This window comes from Micromonospora costi (assembly GCF_003626655.1).
Classification (GTDB): domain Bacteria; phylum Actinomycetota; class Actinomycetes; order Mycobacteriales; family Micromonosporaceae; genus Micromonospora; species Micromonospora costi.
The window spans coordinates 919,296-936,455 of sequence record NZ_RBAN01000003.1 but is presented as its reverse complement, the minus strand read 5'-3'; the positions used below and the strand labels follow the sequence as shown (position 1 = coordinate 936,455).

The 17,160-nt window shown below is 73.6% G+C and carries 15 protein-coding genes; 10 read left to right on the top strand and 5 right to left on the bottom strand.

Features of this window, described 5'->3' with window-relative positions; genetic code table 11:
• Positions 1 to 34: 34 nt before the first annotated feature.
• Positions 35 to 1,204, bottom strand: coding sequence for a homogentisate 1,2-dioxygenase (locus tag D7193_RS21015; protein WP_120781423.1), 1,170 nt, complete (start codon positions 1,202 to 1,204; stop codon positions 35 to 37).
• Positions 1,205 to 1,297: 93 nt separating this feature from the next.
• On the opposite strand from D7193_RS21015, the gene D7193_RS21010 reads away from it, so the two are divergent.
• The 6 genes from D7193_RS21010 to D7193_RS34625 all read left to right on the top strand — a co-directional run bounded on the left by D7193_RS21010 (position 1,298) and on the right by D7193_RS34625 (position 5,961).
• Positions 1,298 to 2,158, top strand: a complete 861-nt coding sequence (locus tag D7193_RS21010; protein WP_120781174.1) for a hypothetical protein — start codon at positions 1,298 to 1,300, stop codon at positions 2,156 to 2,158.
• Positions 2,155 to 3,354, top strand: coding sequence for a fumarylacetoacetase (gene fahA, locus D7193_RS21005; protein ID WP_120781173.1), 1,200 nt, complete (start codon positions 2,155 to 2,157; stop codon positions 3,352 to 3,354). The genes D7193_RS21010 and fahA overlap by 4 nt, the downstream gene beginning before the upstream one ends.
• A 228-nt stretch (positions 3,355 to 3,582) precedes the next feature.
• The gene (locus D7193_RS21000) at positions 3,583 to 3,792 is read left to right on the top strand and encodes a DUF397 domain-containing protein (protein ID WP_120781172.1); all 210 of its coding nucleotides are present in this window, start codon (positions 3,583 to 3,585) and stop codon (positions 3,790 to 3,792) included.
• A 120-nt stretch (positions 3,793 to 3,912) separates the two neighbouring features.
• Entirely contained in the window at positions 3,913 to 4,395 is a 483-nt protein-coding gene (locus D7193_RS20995; RefSeq protein WP_120781171.1) for an SRPBCC family protein, read from the top strand.
• A gap of 124 nt (positions 4,396 to 4,519) precedes the next feature.
• Positions 4,520 to 5,773: an outer membrane protein assembly factor BamB family protein gene (locus D7193_RS20990; RefSeq protein WP_120781170.1), complete on the top strand. Its 1,254-nt coding sequence runs from the start codon at positions 4,520 to 4,522 to the stop codon at positions 5,771 to 5,773.
• A gap of 56 nt (positions 5,774 to 5,829) precedes the next feature.
• Positions 5,830 to 5,961, top strand: coding sequence for a hypothetical protein (locus D7193_RS34625; RefSeq protein ID WP_277749915.1), 132 nt, complete (start codon positions 5,830 to 5,832; stop codon positions 5,959 to 5,961).
• 84 nt (positions 5,962 to 6,045) lie between these two features.
• On the opposite strand, the gene hisC is transcribed toward D7193_RS34625, so the two are convergent.
• Genes hisC through hppD form a run of 4 tightly spaced genes read right to left on the bottom strand, consistent with a single transcriptional unit; the run spans position 6,046 to position 10,050 of the window.
• Positions 6,046 to 7,149 carry a histidinol-phosphate transaminase gene (gene hisC / locus D7193_RS20985; protein WP_120781169.1) on the bottom strand — a complete coding sequence of 368 codons (1,104 nt, stop codon included), beginning with the start codon at positions 7,147 to 7,149 and terminating at the stop codon, positions 6,046 to 6,048.
• Positions 7,146 to 8,138, bottom strand: a complete 993-nt coding sequence (locus tag D7193_RS20980) for an RDD family protein (protein ID WP_120781168.1) — start codon at positions 8,136 to 8,138, stop codon at positions 7,146 to 7,148. Before D7193_RS20980 ends, hisC begins: the two co-directional genes overlap by 4 nt.
• Positions 8,135 to 8,833 (bottom strand): RDD family protein, encoded by a 699-nt coding sequence (locus tag D7193_RS20975; protein ID WP_120781167.1) that lies wholly within the window; start codon positions 8,831 to 8,833, stop codon positions 8,135 to 8,137. The genes D7193_RS20980 and D7193_RS20975 overlap by 4 nt, the downstream gene beginning before the upstream one ends.
• A gap of 11 nt (positions 8,834 to 8,844) precedes the next feature.
• The gene (gene hppD, locus D7193_RS20970; protein WP_120781166.1) at positions 8,845 to 10,050 is read right to left on the bottom strand and encodes a 4-hydroxyphenylpyruvate dioxygenase; all 1,206 of its coding nucleotides are present in this window, start codon (positions 10,048 to 10,050) and stop codon (positions 8,845 to 8,847) included.
• A 140-nt stretch (positions 10,051 to 10,190) separates the two neighbouring features.
• Here hppD and D7193_RS20965 point away from each other — a divergent pair, with 140 nt between their 5' ends.
• The 4 genes from D7193_RS20965 to D7193_RS20950 all read left to right on the top strand — a co-directional run bounded on the left by D7193_RS20965 (position 10,191) and on the right by D7193_RS20950 (position 17,155).
• Complete coding sequence (locus D7193_RS20965) at positions 10,191 to 10,679, top strand: Lrp/AsnC family transcriptional regulator (protein WP_120781165.1); 489 nt, start codon at positions 10,191 to 10,193, stop codon at positions 10,677 to 10,679.
• A 94-nt stretch (positions 10,680 to 10,773) separates the two neighbouring features.
• On the top strand, positions 10,774 to 12,216 hold the full coding sequence (locus tag D7193_RS20960) for an outer membrane protein assembly factor BamB family protein (RefSeq protein WP_377456086.1): 1,443 nt from the start codon (positions 10,774 to 10,776) through the stop codon (positions 12,214 to 12,216).
• 81 nt (positions 12,217 to 12,297) lie between these two features.
• Complete coding sequence (locus D7193_RS20955; protein ID WP_120781164.1) at positions 12,298 to 13,965, top strand: fumarate hydratase; 1,668 nt, start codon at positions 12,298 to 12,300, stop codon at positions 13,963 to 13,965.
• Between the two features lie 220 nt (positions 13,966 to 14,185).
• The gene (locus D7193_RS20950; RefSeq protein ID WP_241563230.1) at positions 14,186 to 17,155 is read left to right on the top strand and encodes an AfsR/SARP family transcriptional regulator; all 2,970 of its coding nucleotides are present in this window, start codon (positions 14,186 to 14,188) and stop codon (positions 17,153 to 17,155) included.
• The last annotated feature ends 5 nt before the right edge of the window (positions 17,156 to 17,160 follow it).

Below are 17,160 nucleotides of genomic sequence, written 5' to 3'. Positions count from 1 at the left end.
GCCCGGAGCGGGTGGGCTCCGCCCACCGCCCTCATCACTGCGCGCGACGCGCCCAGGTCCAGGCGTAGCCCGGGTCCTCGCACGCGGCGGCCGCGTCGCAGAGGTCGAGCGGGCGGAACGTGTCGACCATGACGGCCAGCTCGTCGAAGAAGTCGACGCCGATGGCGCGCTCGGCGGCACCGGGCTGGGGACCGTGGGTGAAGCCCGACGGGTGCAGCGAGATCGAACCCTGCTCGATCCCGGAGCCGCGCCGTGCCTCGTAGTTGCCCCCGGTGTAGAAGAGCATCTCGTCGGAATCGACGTTGTGGTGGTTGTACGGCACGGGGATGGCGTCCGGGTGGTAGTCCACCTTGCGCGGCACGAACGAGCAGATCACGAAGTTCGGGCCCTGGAAGGTCTGGTGGACGGGCGGCGGCTGGTGGATCCGGCCGGTGATCGGCTCGAAGTCGTGGATGGAGAACGCCCACGGGTAGAGGTGCCCGTCCCAGCCGACCACGTCGAACGGGTGGTGCGCGTAGACGTACCGCGTCCACCCGCGCCGGTGGCGGACGAGGACCTCCACCTCCTCCTCGTCGACCAGCAGCGGCGCGTCCGGGCCGCGGACGTCGCGCTCGCAGTACGGCGAGTGCTCGAGGAACTGCCCCCGGACGGAGAGGTAGCGCTTGGGCGGGCCGATGTGGCCGGCCGCCTCGACGGCGAGCAGCCGGACCGGCTGGTCGCCGGTGGGCACGAGCCGGTGGATGGTCGAGGTCGGGATGATCACGTAGTCGCCGGCGACCGCGTCGAGCGCCCCGAACGTCGACTCCACCCGCAGGTTGCCCGACTCGACGTAGAGGCAGTGGTCGCCGGTCGCGTCCCGGAACAGCGGGGACGGCCGGTCGGCCAGCACGTACGCGATCCGCACGTCGTCGTTGGCGAGCAGGTACTGCCGGCCGAGGACCGGGTCGGCGCCCGCGCCGTCGAGCTTGTGCGTACGCAGGTGCCGGGGCTTGAGCGGCAGGTTCGGCACCCGGGTGAAGGCCGGCGGGGTGAACTCGTCGGCCGCCACGATGGCCGTGGGCGCGTGGCGGTGGTAGAGCAGCGACGAGTCGGAGGAGAAGCCCTCCTGACCCATCAGCTCCTCGGCGTAGAGGCTGCCGTCGGGCTGGCGGAACTGGGTGTGGCGCTTGCGCGGCACCTCGCCGACGCTGCGGTAGTACGGCATCTCGCCTCCCATGGGTCCCGTTCACCGGCCGAATGCGTCCGATTATCGGACGCTGTTGTCCGCTCCTCGTAGCGTCCCGTAGATTCTTGTTCCGTGTCAACGCAGGTGCCCGCGCTCCTCGACGGTCTGGTGGACGACGCCGCCGTCTTCCCGCCCGGCAGCGCGTCGCTGCCCGACGCGGTCGCCGCGCACCGGCGGCACCGCACCGCCTGGTACGCCGACCTGGTCGGTCCCCTCCTGGTGCCCGCCTCGGCCGTGCTCGACGGCAAGCTGCGTGCGCTCGCCGGCCCGGGCTTCGTCGTCGGGCTGATCGGCGACACCGGCGTCGCGGGGCTGCCGGCCGCGCTGAAGGCGCTGGCCGAGGACGGGATCACCGTCCGGCAGGTCGAGGTGGCCGTCGCCAAACGCGGCGAGGACCCACAGCCCGGCCTCACCGAGCTGCTGAAGCTCGCCGAGCCGTCGGCCGGTGTCGACGTGTACGCGGAGATCCCACTGACCTTCGGCGTGATGGGCGCGCTCGACGCCCTCGCCGCGGCCCGCGCCGCCGGTGCGCCGGTCGCCGCCAAGTTCCGCACCGGCGGCCTGGCCGCCGAACTGTTCCCGACCCCGGCCGAGCTGGCCGCCGTGATCTGCGCCTGCCGGGACCGCGACCTGCCGTTCAAGCTGACCGCCGGCCTGCACCACGCCGTCCGGCACCTCGACCCGGAGACCGGGTTCAGCCACCACGGCTTCGTCAACGTGCTGGCCGCCGCGTTCGCCGCCGGCGAGAGCGGCACCGTGCAGACGGTCGCCGAACTGCTCACCGCCACCGACCCGCGCCCGCTCCTGCAACGGATCGAGGGCCGGCTCGCGGCAGGCCGGCCGCTGTGGGTCGGGTTCGGCTCGTGCAGCATCGTGGAACCACTGACCGACCTGGCCCGGCTCGGGCTGCTGAACGGGGGCGACGAGGCATGACCTGGGTGACGGGCGCGGACGGTTCGGCGTACGGGGTGACCAACCTTCCGTACGGGGTGTTCGCCCACGACGGGCGCGACCCGCGGATCGGCGTACGCATCGGCGACTTCGTGCTGGACCTGACCGGAGCCGAGGCCGCCGGGCTGGTGCTGGCCGCCGGCGCGTTCGACCGGCCCACCCTCAACGACTTCATGGCGCTGGGGCGCCCGCAGTGGACGGCCGTCCGGCAGCGGGTGACCGAGCTGCTCACCGACACCGCGCACCGGGCGGCCGTGGAGCCGCTGCTGGTGCCGCTCGCCGACGTCCGGCTGCTGCTGCCCTTCGCGGTGGCCGACTACGTCGACTTCTACTCGTCCGAGCACCACGCGTCCAACGTCGGGCAGATCTTCCGGCCGGGCCAGCCCCCGCTGCTGCCGAACTGGAAACACCTCCCGATCGGCTACCACGGCCGCGCGGGCACCGTCGTGGTGTCCGGCACCCCCGTCGTACGGCCGGCCGGCCAGCGGCCCGGCCCGGACGGTCCGACGTACGGGCCGTCGGCGCGACTGGACATCGAGGCCGAGGTCGGATTCGTGGTGGGCGTTCCCAGCCCGCTGGGCGCCCGCGTCTCCGTCGACGACTTCGCCGACCACGTCTTCGGCGTGGTGCTGGTCAACGACTGGTCGGCCCGGGACATCCAGGCCTGGGAGTACCAGCCGCTCGGCCCGTTCCTCGGCAAGTCGTTCGCCACCTCGGTCTCCGCGTGGGTGACGCCGCTGGACGCCCTCGCCGACGCGTTCCTGCCCGCTCCCGAGCAGGACCCGGAGGTCGCCGCCTACCTGCGCGACGTGCCGCACCTCGGGCTGGACCTCCGCCTGGCCGTGGAGTGGAACGGCGAGCGGGTCAGCGAGCCCCCGTTCCGCACCATGTACTGGACACCCGCCCAGCAGCTCGCCCACCTGACCGTGAACGGAGCCTCCCTGCGTACCGGGGACCTCTACGCGTCCGGCACCGTCTCCGGGCCGGAGCGGGGGCAGGTCGGCTCGTTCCTGGAGCTGACCTGGGGTGGCGCCGAGCCGGTGAAGCTCGGCGCCGGTGAGACCCGGACGTTCCTGGAGGACGGCGACACCGTCACCGTCACCGCGACCGCCCCGGGCCCGGACGGCACGACCATCGCCCTCGGCGAGGTCACCGGCACCATCCAGCCCGCCCGCTGAGCGGCCACGCCACCCGCCGCCGGGCCGCTCCGGGGCGACCCGGGCGGCCTTCGGGCCGCCCGGTGACGGGTGTCCGATCGTGATCAGCCGGTCGCACCATCTGTGCGATCGGGCGCGCAACCTCCCGCGTTGATCGCTCCGGATTCCGACGCCCCGTCGCGCCGGACGGGCCCGCGACGGTCCCGCCCGCCGGGACGGGGCGTCCCATCGCACAGGGAGGTAGTCACGATGCACGATCTCGCGGGCGCCGTGTGGCGTACCAGCAGCCGCTCCAACGACCAGGGACTCTGCGTGGAGGTGGCGGACAACCTGGTCGACGTCCTCGGTGTGGTCGCGGTCCGCGACTCGAAGGACCAGGCCGGCCCCACACTAGCGGTCAGCGCGCCGGGGTGGACGGCGTTCGTGGGGGCGATCCGGGCGGGCCAGTTCCAGCCCTGACCGTCCCGGCCGGAAAGGCCGACCGCACAGACAGGCCGATCGGGGTCTCCGGTGGAAATTCCGCCCGGAGACCCCCGTACCACGCTCACGGCGCGTACCGTCGAGGCCACGGGAGGTGGCATGTCGACGGTCGCGGTTTCCGGGCTCATCGAGGCGCACGCCGCCGACGTCTGGCGGCTGTTGACCGACCTGCCGGGCCGCGCCGGGCGGCACCTCGCGGGCCCGGCCGAGCTGCTCACCCCCGGCCCCTTCGGGCCGGACACCCGCTGGCGTGAGCCCCGGTCCCAGCCGGACGGCAGCGTCCTGGTCGAGGAGTTCCGCGTGGTGGAGGCCGTGCCGCCCCGCCGGCTCGTCCTCGACTCGCCGGGCGCCGGCGTCGACTACCGGATCACCTGGACGATGCGCACGGTGCAGCGCCGTCGCCGCGGCTGCACCCGGGTCACCGTCAGCCAGCAGGCGCTGCCGACCGCCCCGTACGGCCGGGTGGTCGCGCTGATCCTCGGCGGGCTCGCCGCCCGCGCGGTGGAACACGCGCTCCGGCGCGACCTCGCCGAGCTCACCGCGGCCGCCGAGGGCCGGGGCCTCACGATCCACGCCGCCTAGGTCCATCATCGGCGGCGGTTCGCCGTCGGGGCAGCGGCTGGCGTGACGGAGCCGCCCGCCGATCCCCGTCACCTCGTCAGCCGGTGCCCAGCCGCGCTGGGTAGGGTGCCGGGCGGAGGTGCGAATGGGGTTCCGCAACGGCCGGCGACGGGTCGTGCTGGCGGTGGCGGTACTGCTCGTCACCGCGGCGGTCGCGGCCACGGTGTACCGGGTGCTGGCCCCCGCCGAGGTCAGCACGGTGGCCCGCGGCGGCTATCCCGCCGCCGCCCAGCCGTCGCCCGGCGTGATCGGCCGGCTGCCCGTGGCCCCGCTGATCGTGGACGGCCGGCTGCGGGTGTACGCGGCGCACCGCCAGGTCTACGCGGACCGGCCGGTCGACGGCCGGTACCGGAGCACGCCCTTCTGGTCGTACCGCCGGTGGCCGGCGGAACTGGTCGGGGTGGTGGCGAGCGGGACCACCGTGGTGAGCCGCTGGTCCGACGGACGCCTCGTGGCGCTGGACGCGCGGGACGGGCGTGTGGCGTGGCGGGCCGACGGCCCGGTGCCCACGGAGGAACCGGTGGTACGGCGTACCGCCGCCACCGTCGTGTGGAGCCCGCCCGGGCTCTACCTCACCCGGACCGGTGACGGCCGGGAGGTCGTGGTGGCGACCGGCGACGGCGGGGCGCGGGGCGTGGACCTGGCCGGCGGGCGGGAGCTGTGGAGCGCCGCCGTCGGCACGGGCTGCCGCACCGACGTGGGCACGACCTCGACCGGTCAGGTGGTGAGCGTGGACCGGTGCGGAGGCCCGGCCGCCGTGGAGTTCCGGGACGCGGCGTCCGGCGCGGTGAGCGGCCGGTGGTGGCCCCCTGGTGCCGGCGACGACCTCGTGGTGACCCCGGTCGGCTGCCGCAGCGGGCGGTCCGGCTGCGCCGCCCTGCGGACGGCGGAGCCGGGCGACGCGGCAGGCCGGGGATGGCTGTTCGGGGCCGCCACGCCGGTGGCCGCGCCCGCGCTCGACGGGCTCGACAGCCAGCTCGTCGGCGAGCAGGCGGTGGGGATCGTCGACGGTGTGCCGGTCGGCCGGGCCGCGCGGAGCGGGAAGGAGCTGTGGCGCCGGCCCGACCTGGGGTCGGCACGGGTGGTGGCCGTGCAGCCCGGCCGGGTGCACCTGCTGACCGACGTGAACGACCTGGTCACGCTGGACCCGGCGACGGGCGCCGAACGGTCCCGGTTCAGCCTGACGGTCGGGCGGGACGGCACGGGCTACGCGCCCGGGGCGGCGTACGCGGCCGACGGTTACCTCGCCGTCGAGCGCCTCCGGGAGCCGGTCGACCCGGACGCGGACGACCAGGGCTATTTCCTCGGCAGCGAGCCGCTCGTCCTGGCGGCGACCTGATCGACACCCGGGTGTCGTGCTCGACAAATCGGACATATGTTACCTATAGTCGCCCTGTGCGACTCCTGGCAGCCCTGGTGGGCGCGATCATCATCCTGATCACCCCGGCGCCGGCCGACGCCGCGCCGAGCCCGTCCACGGTCCAGCCGGCCAGGACCGTGGGCGTCGACGTCACCGTGCACGGGTGATCGACTCGACTTTCCGGAAGTCGCGCTGTCCGGACGGGCGGGACACCGCGACTTCCTGGAAGCGGGCGGGGCGGGGGCCGTCGGTCAGGCCAGCGCCGCCTCGGCGGCGGCAAGGAAGGCGTCGTTCTCGGCCGGGGTGCCGATGGTGACGCGTACCCCGTCGCCGGGGAACGGCCGGACGATCACGCCGCGGGCCTCGCACGCCTTGCCGAACGCCACCGCCCGGTCGCCGAGCGGCAGCCAGACGAAGTTCGCCTGGCTGGTCGGCACCTCCGGCACCAGCTTCCGCACGGCCTCGGTGACCCGGTCCCGCTCGGTGACCACCAGGGCGCACCGGCGCGCCACCTCGTCGGCCTGCGCGAGCGCGGCCAGCGCGGCGGCCTGGGCCACCATGCTGGTGGAGAACGGGGTGACCACCTTGCGGACGGCGGCGGCCACCTCGGGCTGGGCGACCAGGAAACCGACCCGCAGGCCGGCCAGCCCCCACGCCTTGGAGAGGGTGCGCAGCACCGCCACGTTCGGCCGGTCGAGGTAGGTCAGCCCGTCGGGCACCTCGGGGTCGGTGACGAACTCCCGGTACGCCTCGTCGATCACCACGAGCACGTCGTCGGGCACGGCGTCGAGGAAGCGGTCCAGCTCCGCCTTGCGTACGGACGTGCCGGTGGGGTTGTTCGGGTTGCAGACCAGCACCATCCGGGTCCGGTCGGTCACCGCGGCCGCCATCGCGTCGAGGTCGTGGCCGTGGCCCGGGTCGTTGGGCACGCGCACGCTGGTCGCGCCGCTGGTCGCCGCGATGATGGGGTACGCCTCGAACGAGCGCCACGAGTAGACCAGCTCGTCACCGGGCAGGCAGGTGGCCCGCACCAGGTGCTCGGCCAGCGCCACGGAGCCGCAGCCGGTGGCCACCCGGTCCGCGGCCACGCCGTACCGCTCGGCCAGCGCGTCGCGGAGCGCGACGACACCCATGTCCGGGTAGCGGTGCACCCCGGCGGCGGCCTCGGCGACGGCCTCCACCACACCGGGCAGCGGGCCGAACGGGACCTCGTTGCTGGCCAGCTTGATCGCCTCGGGCAGCCCCAGCTCGCGGGCCAGGTCGGCCGGGCTGCGACCGGGCACGTAGTTGGGCAGCGCGTCCAGGTCGGCGCGGGTGAGCCGTACCGCCGGCTCGGGACGTCCGGTGTCGGTCATGGGGTGTCTCCCGGGGGATTGGAGCGGTCGTTCGGGGCGGGGGCGGCGTGGGGGAGTTGCACGACCACGGTCTGGGCCCGCTTGTCGTGCAGTGCCTGCCGCAACGGGTGGTCGAAGAGGGGGGACAGCGCGTCGAGGAGCTGGAACAGCAGGCCGATGCCGAAGCAGCACCAGAGCAGCGTGGGCAGCCCGCCGTAGGTGTTCCACCGGCGGAAGGACCGGCCGAAGCCGAGCGGCTGGTCGGCGGAGAGTGCCACCACCTTGATCCGCATCACCCGCTTGCCGAACGTCTGCCCGGTGGATGCCACGGCCGGCACCTCGTACGCGAGCCAGAGCCCGATGGTGATCAGCAGGATCGCCAACTGGAGGCCACCCGCCTGCTCGCCGATCGGCGGCAGCCCTTCCCGGGAGGTGTTGCCGGCCTCGACGCGGCGCAGCACCTCTCGCGAGTACGGGGCGTACTCCTGGATGAACCGCCAGACGAACCAGCCGTTGACCACCACGTTGAGGGCCAGGAGGACGACGAGGTCGATCAGGCGGGCGACCAGGCGGGTGCCGAAGTTGGCCAGCGGCAGCCCGTGCGGCCGCGGCTCGGGCATCCGGGCGGCCCAGCCCGGCGGGGCCCACCCCGGAGGCGGCGGGGCGCCCGGGTGGCCGTACCCCGGAGGCGGTGGAGCGCCTGGGTGGCCGTACCCCGGCGGGGGCGGGGGCCAGCCCGGCGGGGGCCCGGCGGCGCCGGGCGGCACCGGGCCCGGCGCGTGGCCGGCGGCCGGCGGGGCGGAACTCGGGGCGGGCACGGGGCCCGCGCCGGGCGCGACCGGCTGTGGCGCCGCTGGTGGGGTCTCGACGGGCGGGGGCTCGACGGGCGGGGGCCCGTCCGGCGGGGTGGCGTCGACGGGGATGGGCGCGCCGATCCAGCCCTCGCCATCCCAGTACCGCCGGGTCTCGGGATCGGCGGGGTCGACGTACCAGCCGGGTTGCACGCTCACGCAGACACCTTAACGACGACCGTTCCGGCGAACCTGTCGTGGAGGCACTGCTGCCAGGGCTTGTCCCAGAGCTGCCAGAGCCCGTCCAGGTAGCTGAGCCCGGGCACGAAGGCGCTGCCCAGGTGCTGCACGAGCCAGCGCCGGCCGGCCAGGCCCCGGTCCAGGGCGCGTGTCGGGTCGAGCGGCACCACGCGGATCTTCATCACCTTCTTGCCGAGCGTCTGGCCGCCGTGCCGCAGCAGGTACTCGACGTGGTAGAGCCAGTACAGGACGAGCGTCAGCACCAGCAGCCCGAGTTCCGCGAGCAGCAGCGGCAACATGACATCCGTGATCATCATGGCCGGGTCGGGCGGCGCGGACGTGCCGTCCGCGCTCATCCGGCTCAGCTCGGTGACCATGTTCCACCAGATGACCAGGAAGACCGGCATGAACAGCAGGGACATCACGCCGGCCGCGATCACCATGTCCAGCAGCCAGGCCAGCAGCCGATCGGCGAAGCTGGCCAGCGGCTGACCGGCCGGAGTGATCACCGGGGGCGGGGTCGGCTGGTACGGGTACCCGGGTGGCGGGTACCCCGGCGGGGCGTACTGCGGCGGCACACCGTACGGCTGGGGGGCGGCCGGGGGTGCGAAACCGCCGGCGGTGGGCCAGGGCCCACCCGCCGGCGGCGTCGGGTACGACGGGGGCTGCGTCACATCCGCAAGTGTTACAGGTTGCCGCGCTTCTCCTGCTCGCGCTCGATCGCCTCGAAGAGGGCCTTGAAGTTGCCCTTCCCGAAGCCGAGCGAGCCGTGCCGCTCGATGAGCTCGAAGAAGACCGTCGGGCGGTCCTGCACCGGCTTGGTGAAGATCTGGAGCAGGTAGCCGTCCTCGTCCCGGTCGACCAGGATCTTGCGCTCCTTCAGCTGCTCGATCGGCACCCGCACCTCACCGATGCGCGCGCGCAGCTCCGGGTCCTCGTAGTACGAGTCCGGGGTGTCCAGGAACTCGACGCCCGCGGCCCGCATGGCGTCGACGCTGGCCAGGATGTCGTTGGTGGCCACCGCGATGTGCTGGGCGCCCGGGCCCTGGTAGAATTCCAGGTACTCGTCGATCTGCGACTTCTTGCGGGCGATCGCCGGCTCGTTGAGCGGGAACTTCACCTTCCGGGTGCCGCTCGCGACCACCTTGCTCATGAGCGCCGAGTAGTCGGTGGCGATGTCGTCGCCGATGAACTCCGCCATGTTGGTGAAGCCCATGACCCGCTTGTAGAACTCCACCCACTCGTCCATCCGGCCGAGCTCGACGTTGCCGACCACGTGGTCGACGGCCTGGAAGAACCGCTTCGGCTGGATGCCGGCGTCGATCATCGGCTGCCGGTCCACGATCGGCCCGCGGGCCACGAAGCCGGGCAGGAACGGGCCGGTGTAGCGGGAGCGGTCGACCAGGGTGTGCCGGGTGTCGCCGTACGCGGCGATGGCGGCCATCCGGACGGTGCCGTGCTCGTCGCTGACGTCGTGCGGCTCGACCAGCCCGGTCGCGCCCTGCGCGGTGGCGTGGGCGTACGCGGCGTCGACGTCCGGCACCTCCAGCGCGATGTCGCTGATCCCGTCGCTGTGCTTCGCGACGTGCTCGGCGCCTTCGGCGTCCGGGCGGACCGCGCCGGTCAGCACGAACCGGGCCGAGCCGCTGGTCAGCACGTACTGGGCGTGGTCCCGGTAGCCCTGCTCGGGGCCCCGGTAGGCCACGCAGGTCATGCCGAAGGCGGTGGAGTAGTAGTGGGCGGCCTGCTTCGCGTTGCCCACCAGGAAGTGCACGTGGTCGAGGCCCTTGACCGGGAACGGGTCGCGGGTGATGTCGTGGTCGACGGCTCCGATGAGCCGGTCGACGTCGGCCTCTTCGCTCGACGCGGGTCGGTCGATCGCCTGGGTCATGGTGGCCTCCCTTGCGTACCGGCCGGCCTCGTGGGCCGCCGTTCGTGTCCTGATCTGGCGAGGATCGCGGTACGGCCGCCGATTGGGCAATAGTTCGCCGAAATGCTGGTCAGGTTGTGCATTCAGTAAGGTGAAACCCCATGAACACTGGTCAGGATGTCCAGCTCGACGACCTGGATGCGCGCTTGATCGAACTACTCGCGGAGGAGCCCCGGATCGGGGTGCTGGAGTGCTCGCGCCGCCTCGGCGTGGCCCGGGGCACCGTCCAGGCCCGGCTGGACAAGCTGGTCGACCGGGGAGTGATCGCCGGCTTCGGGCCGGAGATCTCGCCGGCCGCCATCGGCTTCGGCGTGACCAGCTTCGTCACGTTGGAGATCAGCCAGCGGCACGGGCACGACCCGGTCACCGCCCACCTGGCGGGCATCCCGGAGGTGCTGGAGGCGCACACCATCACCGGCTCCAGCGATCTGCTCTGCCGGATCGTGGCCCGGTCGAACACCGACCTCCAGCGGGTGATCGACCAGATCGTGTCGTCGGAGGGGATCCGGCGCGCGTCCACGATCATCGCCCTCGCCGAGCAGATCCCCTACCGGACGCTCCCGCTGGTGCGCTCCGCCGCCCGCGGCTGACGGCGGCTCCCGATAACACCTTCCGTCGCAGAAAGCGCGGCGACACGGCGACGCGGGCGCACGGGAGATCCGTGATCGTGGCTACCGTGTGCGTGTGGCGAAGGGGAGCGGGCGGGGCGTACGCAACGTGTTGCTGCTCGCGCTCGTCGCGGTCGTCGTCCTCGCCGCGACCGGGGTGTGGAACCCGTTCCCCGGGGTGTGGGACTGGGTCGACCGGAGCGAGCCCATCGCCGAGCCCGACGTGGTGTGGCAGCAGCGTGTCGGCGGCACCCCGAAGACCGTGACGTTCGCGGGCGACACCGTCGTCGTCGAGCAGCGTACGCGGGTCGAGGCCCGGGCCCTGACCACCGGCAGCCAGCTCTGGGAGCGCAAGGCCGACTGGGCGGCGGTCGCCGGCGGCGAGCGCGACGCGGTGGTCGTCGTGGGCAAGCTGCTGGTCAAGGGGTACGAGGTGCTCGACCCGACCACCGGCGTGACCCGGCGACGCGACGACGACGCGGTGGCCGTCTGGACCTACCGCAACCTGCTGCTCGACGCCCGCTGCACCGAGCCGACCGACTGCACGCTGAGCGCCTGGGACCCGCGCGGCACCACCCCACTGTGGACGGCGTTCCTGCCCGGTGTGGGCAGCGGCCTGTTCGCCGACAATCCCGGGCTGCGTGGCACCCGGCGGCTGACCGCGCCCCGGCTCGACGAGGGCATCGCCGGGCCGGAGGCGGTGCCGCCGCTGCTCGGCTTCCCCGTCGACGGCCGCGTGCACGTGGTCGACACCGCCACCGGCTCGGTGCTGCAGAACGTCGAGCCCGGCCGCGAGGAACGCCTCTCCGTGGTGGGTGGGCGCCTGCTGCGCATCACGGCCCGATCCGAGGACGGCAGCTGCTACTTCGCCATCTCCGGGGTCGACCCGGCCACCGGGCAGCAGGTCTGGCACCGGGCCGGCATCAACCTGCGCACCGCCGACAGCGCCGGTTGCGTGCAGCGGGAGGACCCGCAGGGCGCCCGCAACGTGCTGATCGGGGTGGCGCCGGACGGCCGGGAGGCGGTCCTCGACGGGTACGACGGGCGGCTGCTCTGGGTGGGCGCGGAACGCGAGAAGCTGGTCGCCGTCGACGACCGGTACGCGCTGGCCCGCGCGGCCGACCAACGGTCGATCGTGGCCCGGGCGCTGACCGCCGAGCGGGCGCTGTGGACCCGCCCGGCCAGCGCGAAGGCGGGCGCGGTCCTCACCCCGTACGCGGCCGTGGTCGCCGACGAGAAGCCGAACCGGCTCGTCGCGCTCGACCCGCGCAGCGGCCGCGAACTGGCCCTGCTCCGGACCTCGGCGAACGCGCTCGCCGTCGGTCCGAACGGCATGATCATCGGCGAGGGGCGGGAGATCGCGTACGTCCGTTTCGGCGGCGTGGCGGGCACACCGCCCGGCCGTCCCGGCGACGGCGGCACACCGACCACGGGCCCGGGCGGCACGGGCCCCACCCCCGGCGGCGACGACTCCTGCGGCCCGAAGCGCGAGTTGTGCCCGGCCGGCAACGAGGGCTGAACCGGGCCGGGTGAGAGCGGCGTCCCAGGGGTACCCCGGCGGGTGGGAATGATCGACCGGTCTGCCCTAGGCTTTCCGCTCATGAGCAGTGCCGCCGCCTTCTCGTACGCACCCCTGCTGCCGACCGGCCCCGACCAGACGGAGTACCGCCTGGTCACCGACGAGGGCGTCGACGTCGTGAACGGCCCGGGTGGACGCCGGTTCCTCACCGTGGAGCCGGCCGCGCTCACCGCGCTGACCGCCGAGGCGATGCACGACATCGCCCACTTCCTGCGCCCCGCGCACCTGGCCCAGCTGCGCGCGATCATCGACGACCCGGCGGCCTCGCCGAACGACCGGTTCGTGGCACTGGACCTGCTGCGCAACGCGAACATCGCGGCCGGCGGCGTCCTGCCCATGTGCCAGGACACGGGCACCGCGATCGTCATGGGCAAGCGCGGCCGGCACGTGCTGACCGACGGCGCCGACGCGGAGGCCATCTCCCGGGGCGTCTGGCAGGCGTACACCCGGCTGAACCTGCGCTACTCCCAGCTCGCCCCGCTGTCCATGTGGGAGGAGCGCAACACGGGCAGCAACCTGCCGGCGCAGGTGGAGATCTACGCCGAGGACCCGGACGGCCACGCGGACGCGTACAAGTTCCTCTTCATGGCCAAGGGCGGCGGCTCGGCCAACAAGTCCTTCCTCTACCAGGAGACCAAGGCGCTGCTGAACCCCCGGCGGATGATGCAGTTCCTGGAGGAGAAGCTGCGGCTCATCGGCACGTCCGCCTGCCCGCCGTACCACCTGGCCATCGTCATCGGCGGCACCTCCGCCGAGTACGCGCTGAAGACCGCCAAGTACGCGAGCGCCAAGTACCTCGACGCGCTGCCCACGTCCGGGTCGATGACCGGGCACGGCTTCCGGGACCTGGAGCTGGAGGCCGAGGTGCTGGAGCTGACCCGGGACTTCGGCATCGGCGCCCAGTTCGGCGGCCGCTACTTCTGCCACGACGTACGGGTGGTCCGGCTGCCCCGGCACGGCGCCTCGTGCCCCGTGGCGATCGCGGTCTCCTGCTCGGCCGACCGGCAGGCCGTCGCGAAGATCACCCCGTCGGGCGTGTGGCTGGAACGACTCGAAACCGACCCGGCCCGCTACCTGCCGGACGTCACCGAGGCGCAGCTCGACAACTCCGAGGTGGTGCGGGTCGACCTGAACCGGCCGATGGACGAGATCCGCGCCGAACTCGCCAAGTACCCGGTGAAGACCCGCCTGTCGCTGAGCGGCCCGCTGGTGGTGGCCCGGGACATCGCCCACGCGAAGATCGCCGAGCGGCTGGACGCGGGCGAGCCGATGCCGCAGTATCTGCGCGACCACGCCGTCTACTACGCCGGCCCGGCCAAGACCCCCGAGGGCTACGCCTCCGGCTCGTTCGGCCCCACCACGGCCGGCCGCATGGACGCGTACGTGGAGAAGTTCCAGGCCGCCGGCGGCTCGTACGTGATGCTGGCCAAGGGCAACCGGTCCGCCCAGGTGACCCGCGCCTGCCAGCAGTACGGCGGCTTCTACCTCGGCTCGATCGGCGGCCCGGCCGCCCGGCTCGCCCAGGACTGCATCAAGCACGTCGAGGTCCTGGAATATCCGGAGCTGGGCATGGAGGCGGTCTGGAAGATCGAGGTCGAGGACTTCCCCGCCTTCACCGTGGTCGACGACAAGGGCAACGACTTCTTCGCCGAGGTCACCAAGCCGGTGCTCACCATCGGCCGTCGCTGACGCGGGGACGGGCCGGTTGCCCGTCGCCGTCGACGTCGGTGCGCCCGCCGTTGGGCGGGCGCACCGCCCCCGTCGGATGCCATCGCTGACACCCCACCAGAAGTCTGACGCTCGTCGCTGCCGAACCGCTCTCACATCGCTATCACCGTGAGGAGACGTCGCGTCACGACCGGGCTACGCTGCTGAGCGTTACACGGTGAGTCGCACGGGAGCGGGGACGGTGTTCGGGATCCTTGGGCCCCTGCGGGTCGGCGACGGTGAGGCCACCGTCACCGCGGGTCGGGACCGCACGGTGCTTGCCATGCTGCTGCTGCGCGCCAACCGGATCGTGCCGGTGGAGGACCTGGTCGACGCGATCTGGGAGGACCGGCCGCCGGCCACCGCCCGGGCCCAGGTGCAGACGTGCGTGTCCCGGCTCCGGCGCCGGCTCACCCAGCTCGGCGTACGGCCGGAGAGCATCGTCACCGACCCGGTCGGGTACGGCGTCCGGACCGCGCCCGGTGAACTCGACGCCGACGTGTTCACGAGGGGCGTCGACGCCGCGCGGGCCGCGCTCGGCGCCGGTCAGCTCGCCGAGGCGCGCCGGCACTTCCGGGCCGCGCTCGCGCACTGGCGGGGGCCGGCGCTCGCCGGCATCACGAGCCGGAGCGTCCGGCGGCGGGCGCAGGTGCTCGACGAACAGCGGCTCGCCGCGCTGGAGGAGTGCGTGGACGTCGAGGTGCGCCTCGGCCACGCCGCCGAGCTGCTGGACGAGCTGACCGAGGCCGTGGACCGGCACCCGCTGCGCGAGCGGCTTCGCGGCCACCTGATGCTCGCCCTCTCGGCGGTCGGCCGGCAGGCGGACGCGCTCGCCGTCTACCGGGACGGGCGGCGGCTCTACACGGAGGAGCTGGGCATCGAGCCGGGCCCGACGTTGCAGGAGCTGCACCAGCGGGTGCTCGCCGGTGATCTCGCGCTGGCCGGCCCGCAGAGCCCGCGCGCCACTCCCGTCCGCGCCCTGCCCCGGGCCATCCAGGACTTCACGGGCCGTCAGGAGACCCTCGCGCGGCTGGTCAAGGAGATCGAGGAGGACCGTACGCGGGTCCAGCTCATCGACGGGATGGCGGGCAGCGGGAAGACCACCCTGGCCATCCACCTCGCCACCGCGTTGAGCGACCGCTATCCCGACGCGCAGCTCTTCATCGACCTGCACGGGCACAGCGAGCGGGAACCGGTGCCCCCGGCCGCCGCGCTCGCCGCGCTGCTGCGCCAGCTCGGTGTGCCGGGTGAGCGGATCCCGCTGGACGAGGACGAGCGGGCCGCGCTCTGGCGCAGCGAGCTGGCCGACCGGCGTGCCGTGGTGGTGCTCGACAACGCGGCGAGCGCCGCGCAGGTGGCGAAGCTGCTGCCCAGCGGGCCGGGCACCCTCACGCTCATCACGAGCAGGCGACGGCTGACCGGGCTGGACGAGGGCCGGCCGTCCTCGCTCGCGGTGCTCGACCCCGACGAGGGGATCGAGCTGCTCGCGCGGGTGGTCGGCCCGGAGCGGGTGGCCGCCGAGCCGGAGGCCGCCGCCGAGGTGGTGCGCGGATGCGGGTACCTGCCGCTGGCCATCCGGCTCGCCGCGGCACGGCTGGCACACCGTCCCCGTTGGCGGATCGCGGACCTGGCCGCCCGCCTCACCGGCGGCCGGGACGCCCTGACCGAGCTGGTGGCGGGGGAGCGGTCCGTCGGGCGGGCGTTCGCGCTGTCGTACGCCCAGGTGAGCGCGGCTTCACAGCGGATGTTCCGACTGCTCGGGGGCTTCCCCGGAGGCCAGTTCGACGTCCCCTCGGCGGCGGCGTTGGCCGACGTGTCCCTTGCCGAGGCCGGGGACCTCGTCGACGAACTGGTGGACGTCCACCTGGCGGAGGAACCGGAGCGGGGAAGATTCACGTTCCACGACCTCGTCAGCGACTACGCCCGCCATCTCTGGCGCACCGACCTGTCGACGGAGGACCGCACGGCGGCGACGAAGCGTCTCCTCGACCATCATCTCCAGGTCGCGGCCGTCAACGTCCGCTGGGTGGAGCGGTCCACGAACGCGCACCTCCCGCTTCCCCCACCGACCCGTCCGGATCTGGTCGACGCCTGCCGGAAGCAGGGCGTCCGCTGGCTGGACGACAACCGGCGTGTCCTGGTCGCCCTCGTCCGCCTCGCGGACCGGGAAGGCATGGATGAGGACTGCTACCGGCTCGTCCGGGCCTCCTGGCACTACTGGTTCACCGGTGGTCACCTCGACGAGCTGGTCGAGACGCACGTGATCGGCCTGCGCGCGGCCCAACGGCTCGGCGATGACGCCGCCGTCGCCGCCATCCACAACTACCTCGCGTCCGGCTACTTCCGTCTGGGACGGTTCCGTGAGGCGATCGACCACATGGAGGTGGCGCTGCGGCTCCGGACCGGGCTGGGCGACCGGGCGGGGCAGGTGGCGACCCGGCACAACCTGGCCGTCACGTACGCCAACCTGGGCCAGTTCACGGCCGCCATGGAACACCTCCAGGCCGGGCTGGACCTCCTGGCGAGCGGCGGGGTCAACGCGAGTTCGATGCTCAACAACGCGGTGGTCGTCCTGCTCGCGGCGGGCCGGTACGAGGAGGCCCTGGCAATGGCACGCCGGCACCTCATCCTCGCCCGCGAGGTGGGCGACATGCACCAGCTGGTCAACGCGATCGGTCACATCGGGGCGGCCCGCGCCCGGATGGGAGATCACGCCCAGGCCGTCCGCCGGCTCCGGATCGCCCTGCACTTCAAGCTCGCCGCGGGGAACCGGTTCGGCGAGGGCGAGGTGCTGAACGAGCTCGGGGTCCTGGAGCGGACGTCCGGCCGGCCCGAGATCGCCGCCGAGCGGCATCGGGAGGCACTGGCGGCGATGAGCGCCGCTGGTGACAGGGCCGGCGAGGCCGTCTCGCGCAATCTGCTGGCCCGGGCACTGTGCGAGCAGGGCGACCCGGTGAGCGCCATCGACCTGCACCGGCGGGTGCTGCGCGACGCCACCCGCATGAACCTGCCCCAGGAGCAGGCCCGGGCATTGGACGGCATCGCACGCTGCCTGCGCGCCGCGGACCCGGCCGAGGCCCGCGCCCACTGGATCCGGGCGCTGGCGCTCTACCGCGAGATCGAGGCGCCGGAGCGGTACGAGGTCGAACGGCTCCTCGCCGAGCTGGGCTGATCCGG

Excerpts from the sequence above, each read along its gene's own strand:
- fahA (WP_120781173.1), top strand. The coding sequence starts at position 2,155 with ATGACCTGGGTGACGGGCGCGGACGGTTCGGCGTACGGGGTGACCAAC.
- D7193_RS20965 (WP_120781165.1), top strand. The coding sequence starts at position 10,191 with ATGAACACTGGTCAGGATGTCCAGCTCGACGACCTGGATGCGCGCTTG.
- D7193_RS20995 (WP_120781171.1), top strand. The coding sequence starts at position 3,913 with ATGTCGACGGTCGCGGTTTCCGGGCTCATCGAGGCGCACGCCGCCGAC.
- D7193_RS21015 (WP_120781423.1), bottom strand. The coding sequence starts at position 1,204 with ATGCCGTACTACCGCAGCGTCGGCGAGGTGCCGCGCAAGCGCCACACC.
- D7193_RS20955 (WP_120781164.1), top strand. The coding sequence starts at position 12,298 with ATGAGCAGTGCCGCCGCCTTCTCGTACGCACCCCTGCTGCCGACCGGC.
- D7193_RS20990 (WP_120781170.1), top strand. The coding sequence starts at position 4,520 with ATGGGGTTCCGCAACGGCCGGCGACGGGTCGTGCTGGCGGTGGCGGTA.
- hisC (WP_120781169.1), bottom strand. The coding sequence starts at position 7,149 with ATGACCGACACCGGACGTCCCGAGCCGGCGGTACGGCTCACCCGCGCC.
- hppD (WP_120781166.1), bottom strand. The coding sequence starts at position 10,050 with ATGACCCAGGCGATCGACCGACCCGCGTCGAGCGAAGAGGCCGACGTC.
- D7193_RS21000 (WP_120781172.1), top strand. The coding sequence starts at position 3,583 with ATGCACGATCTCGCGGGCGCCGTGTGGCGTACCAGCAGCCGCTCCAAC.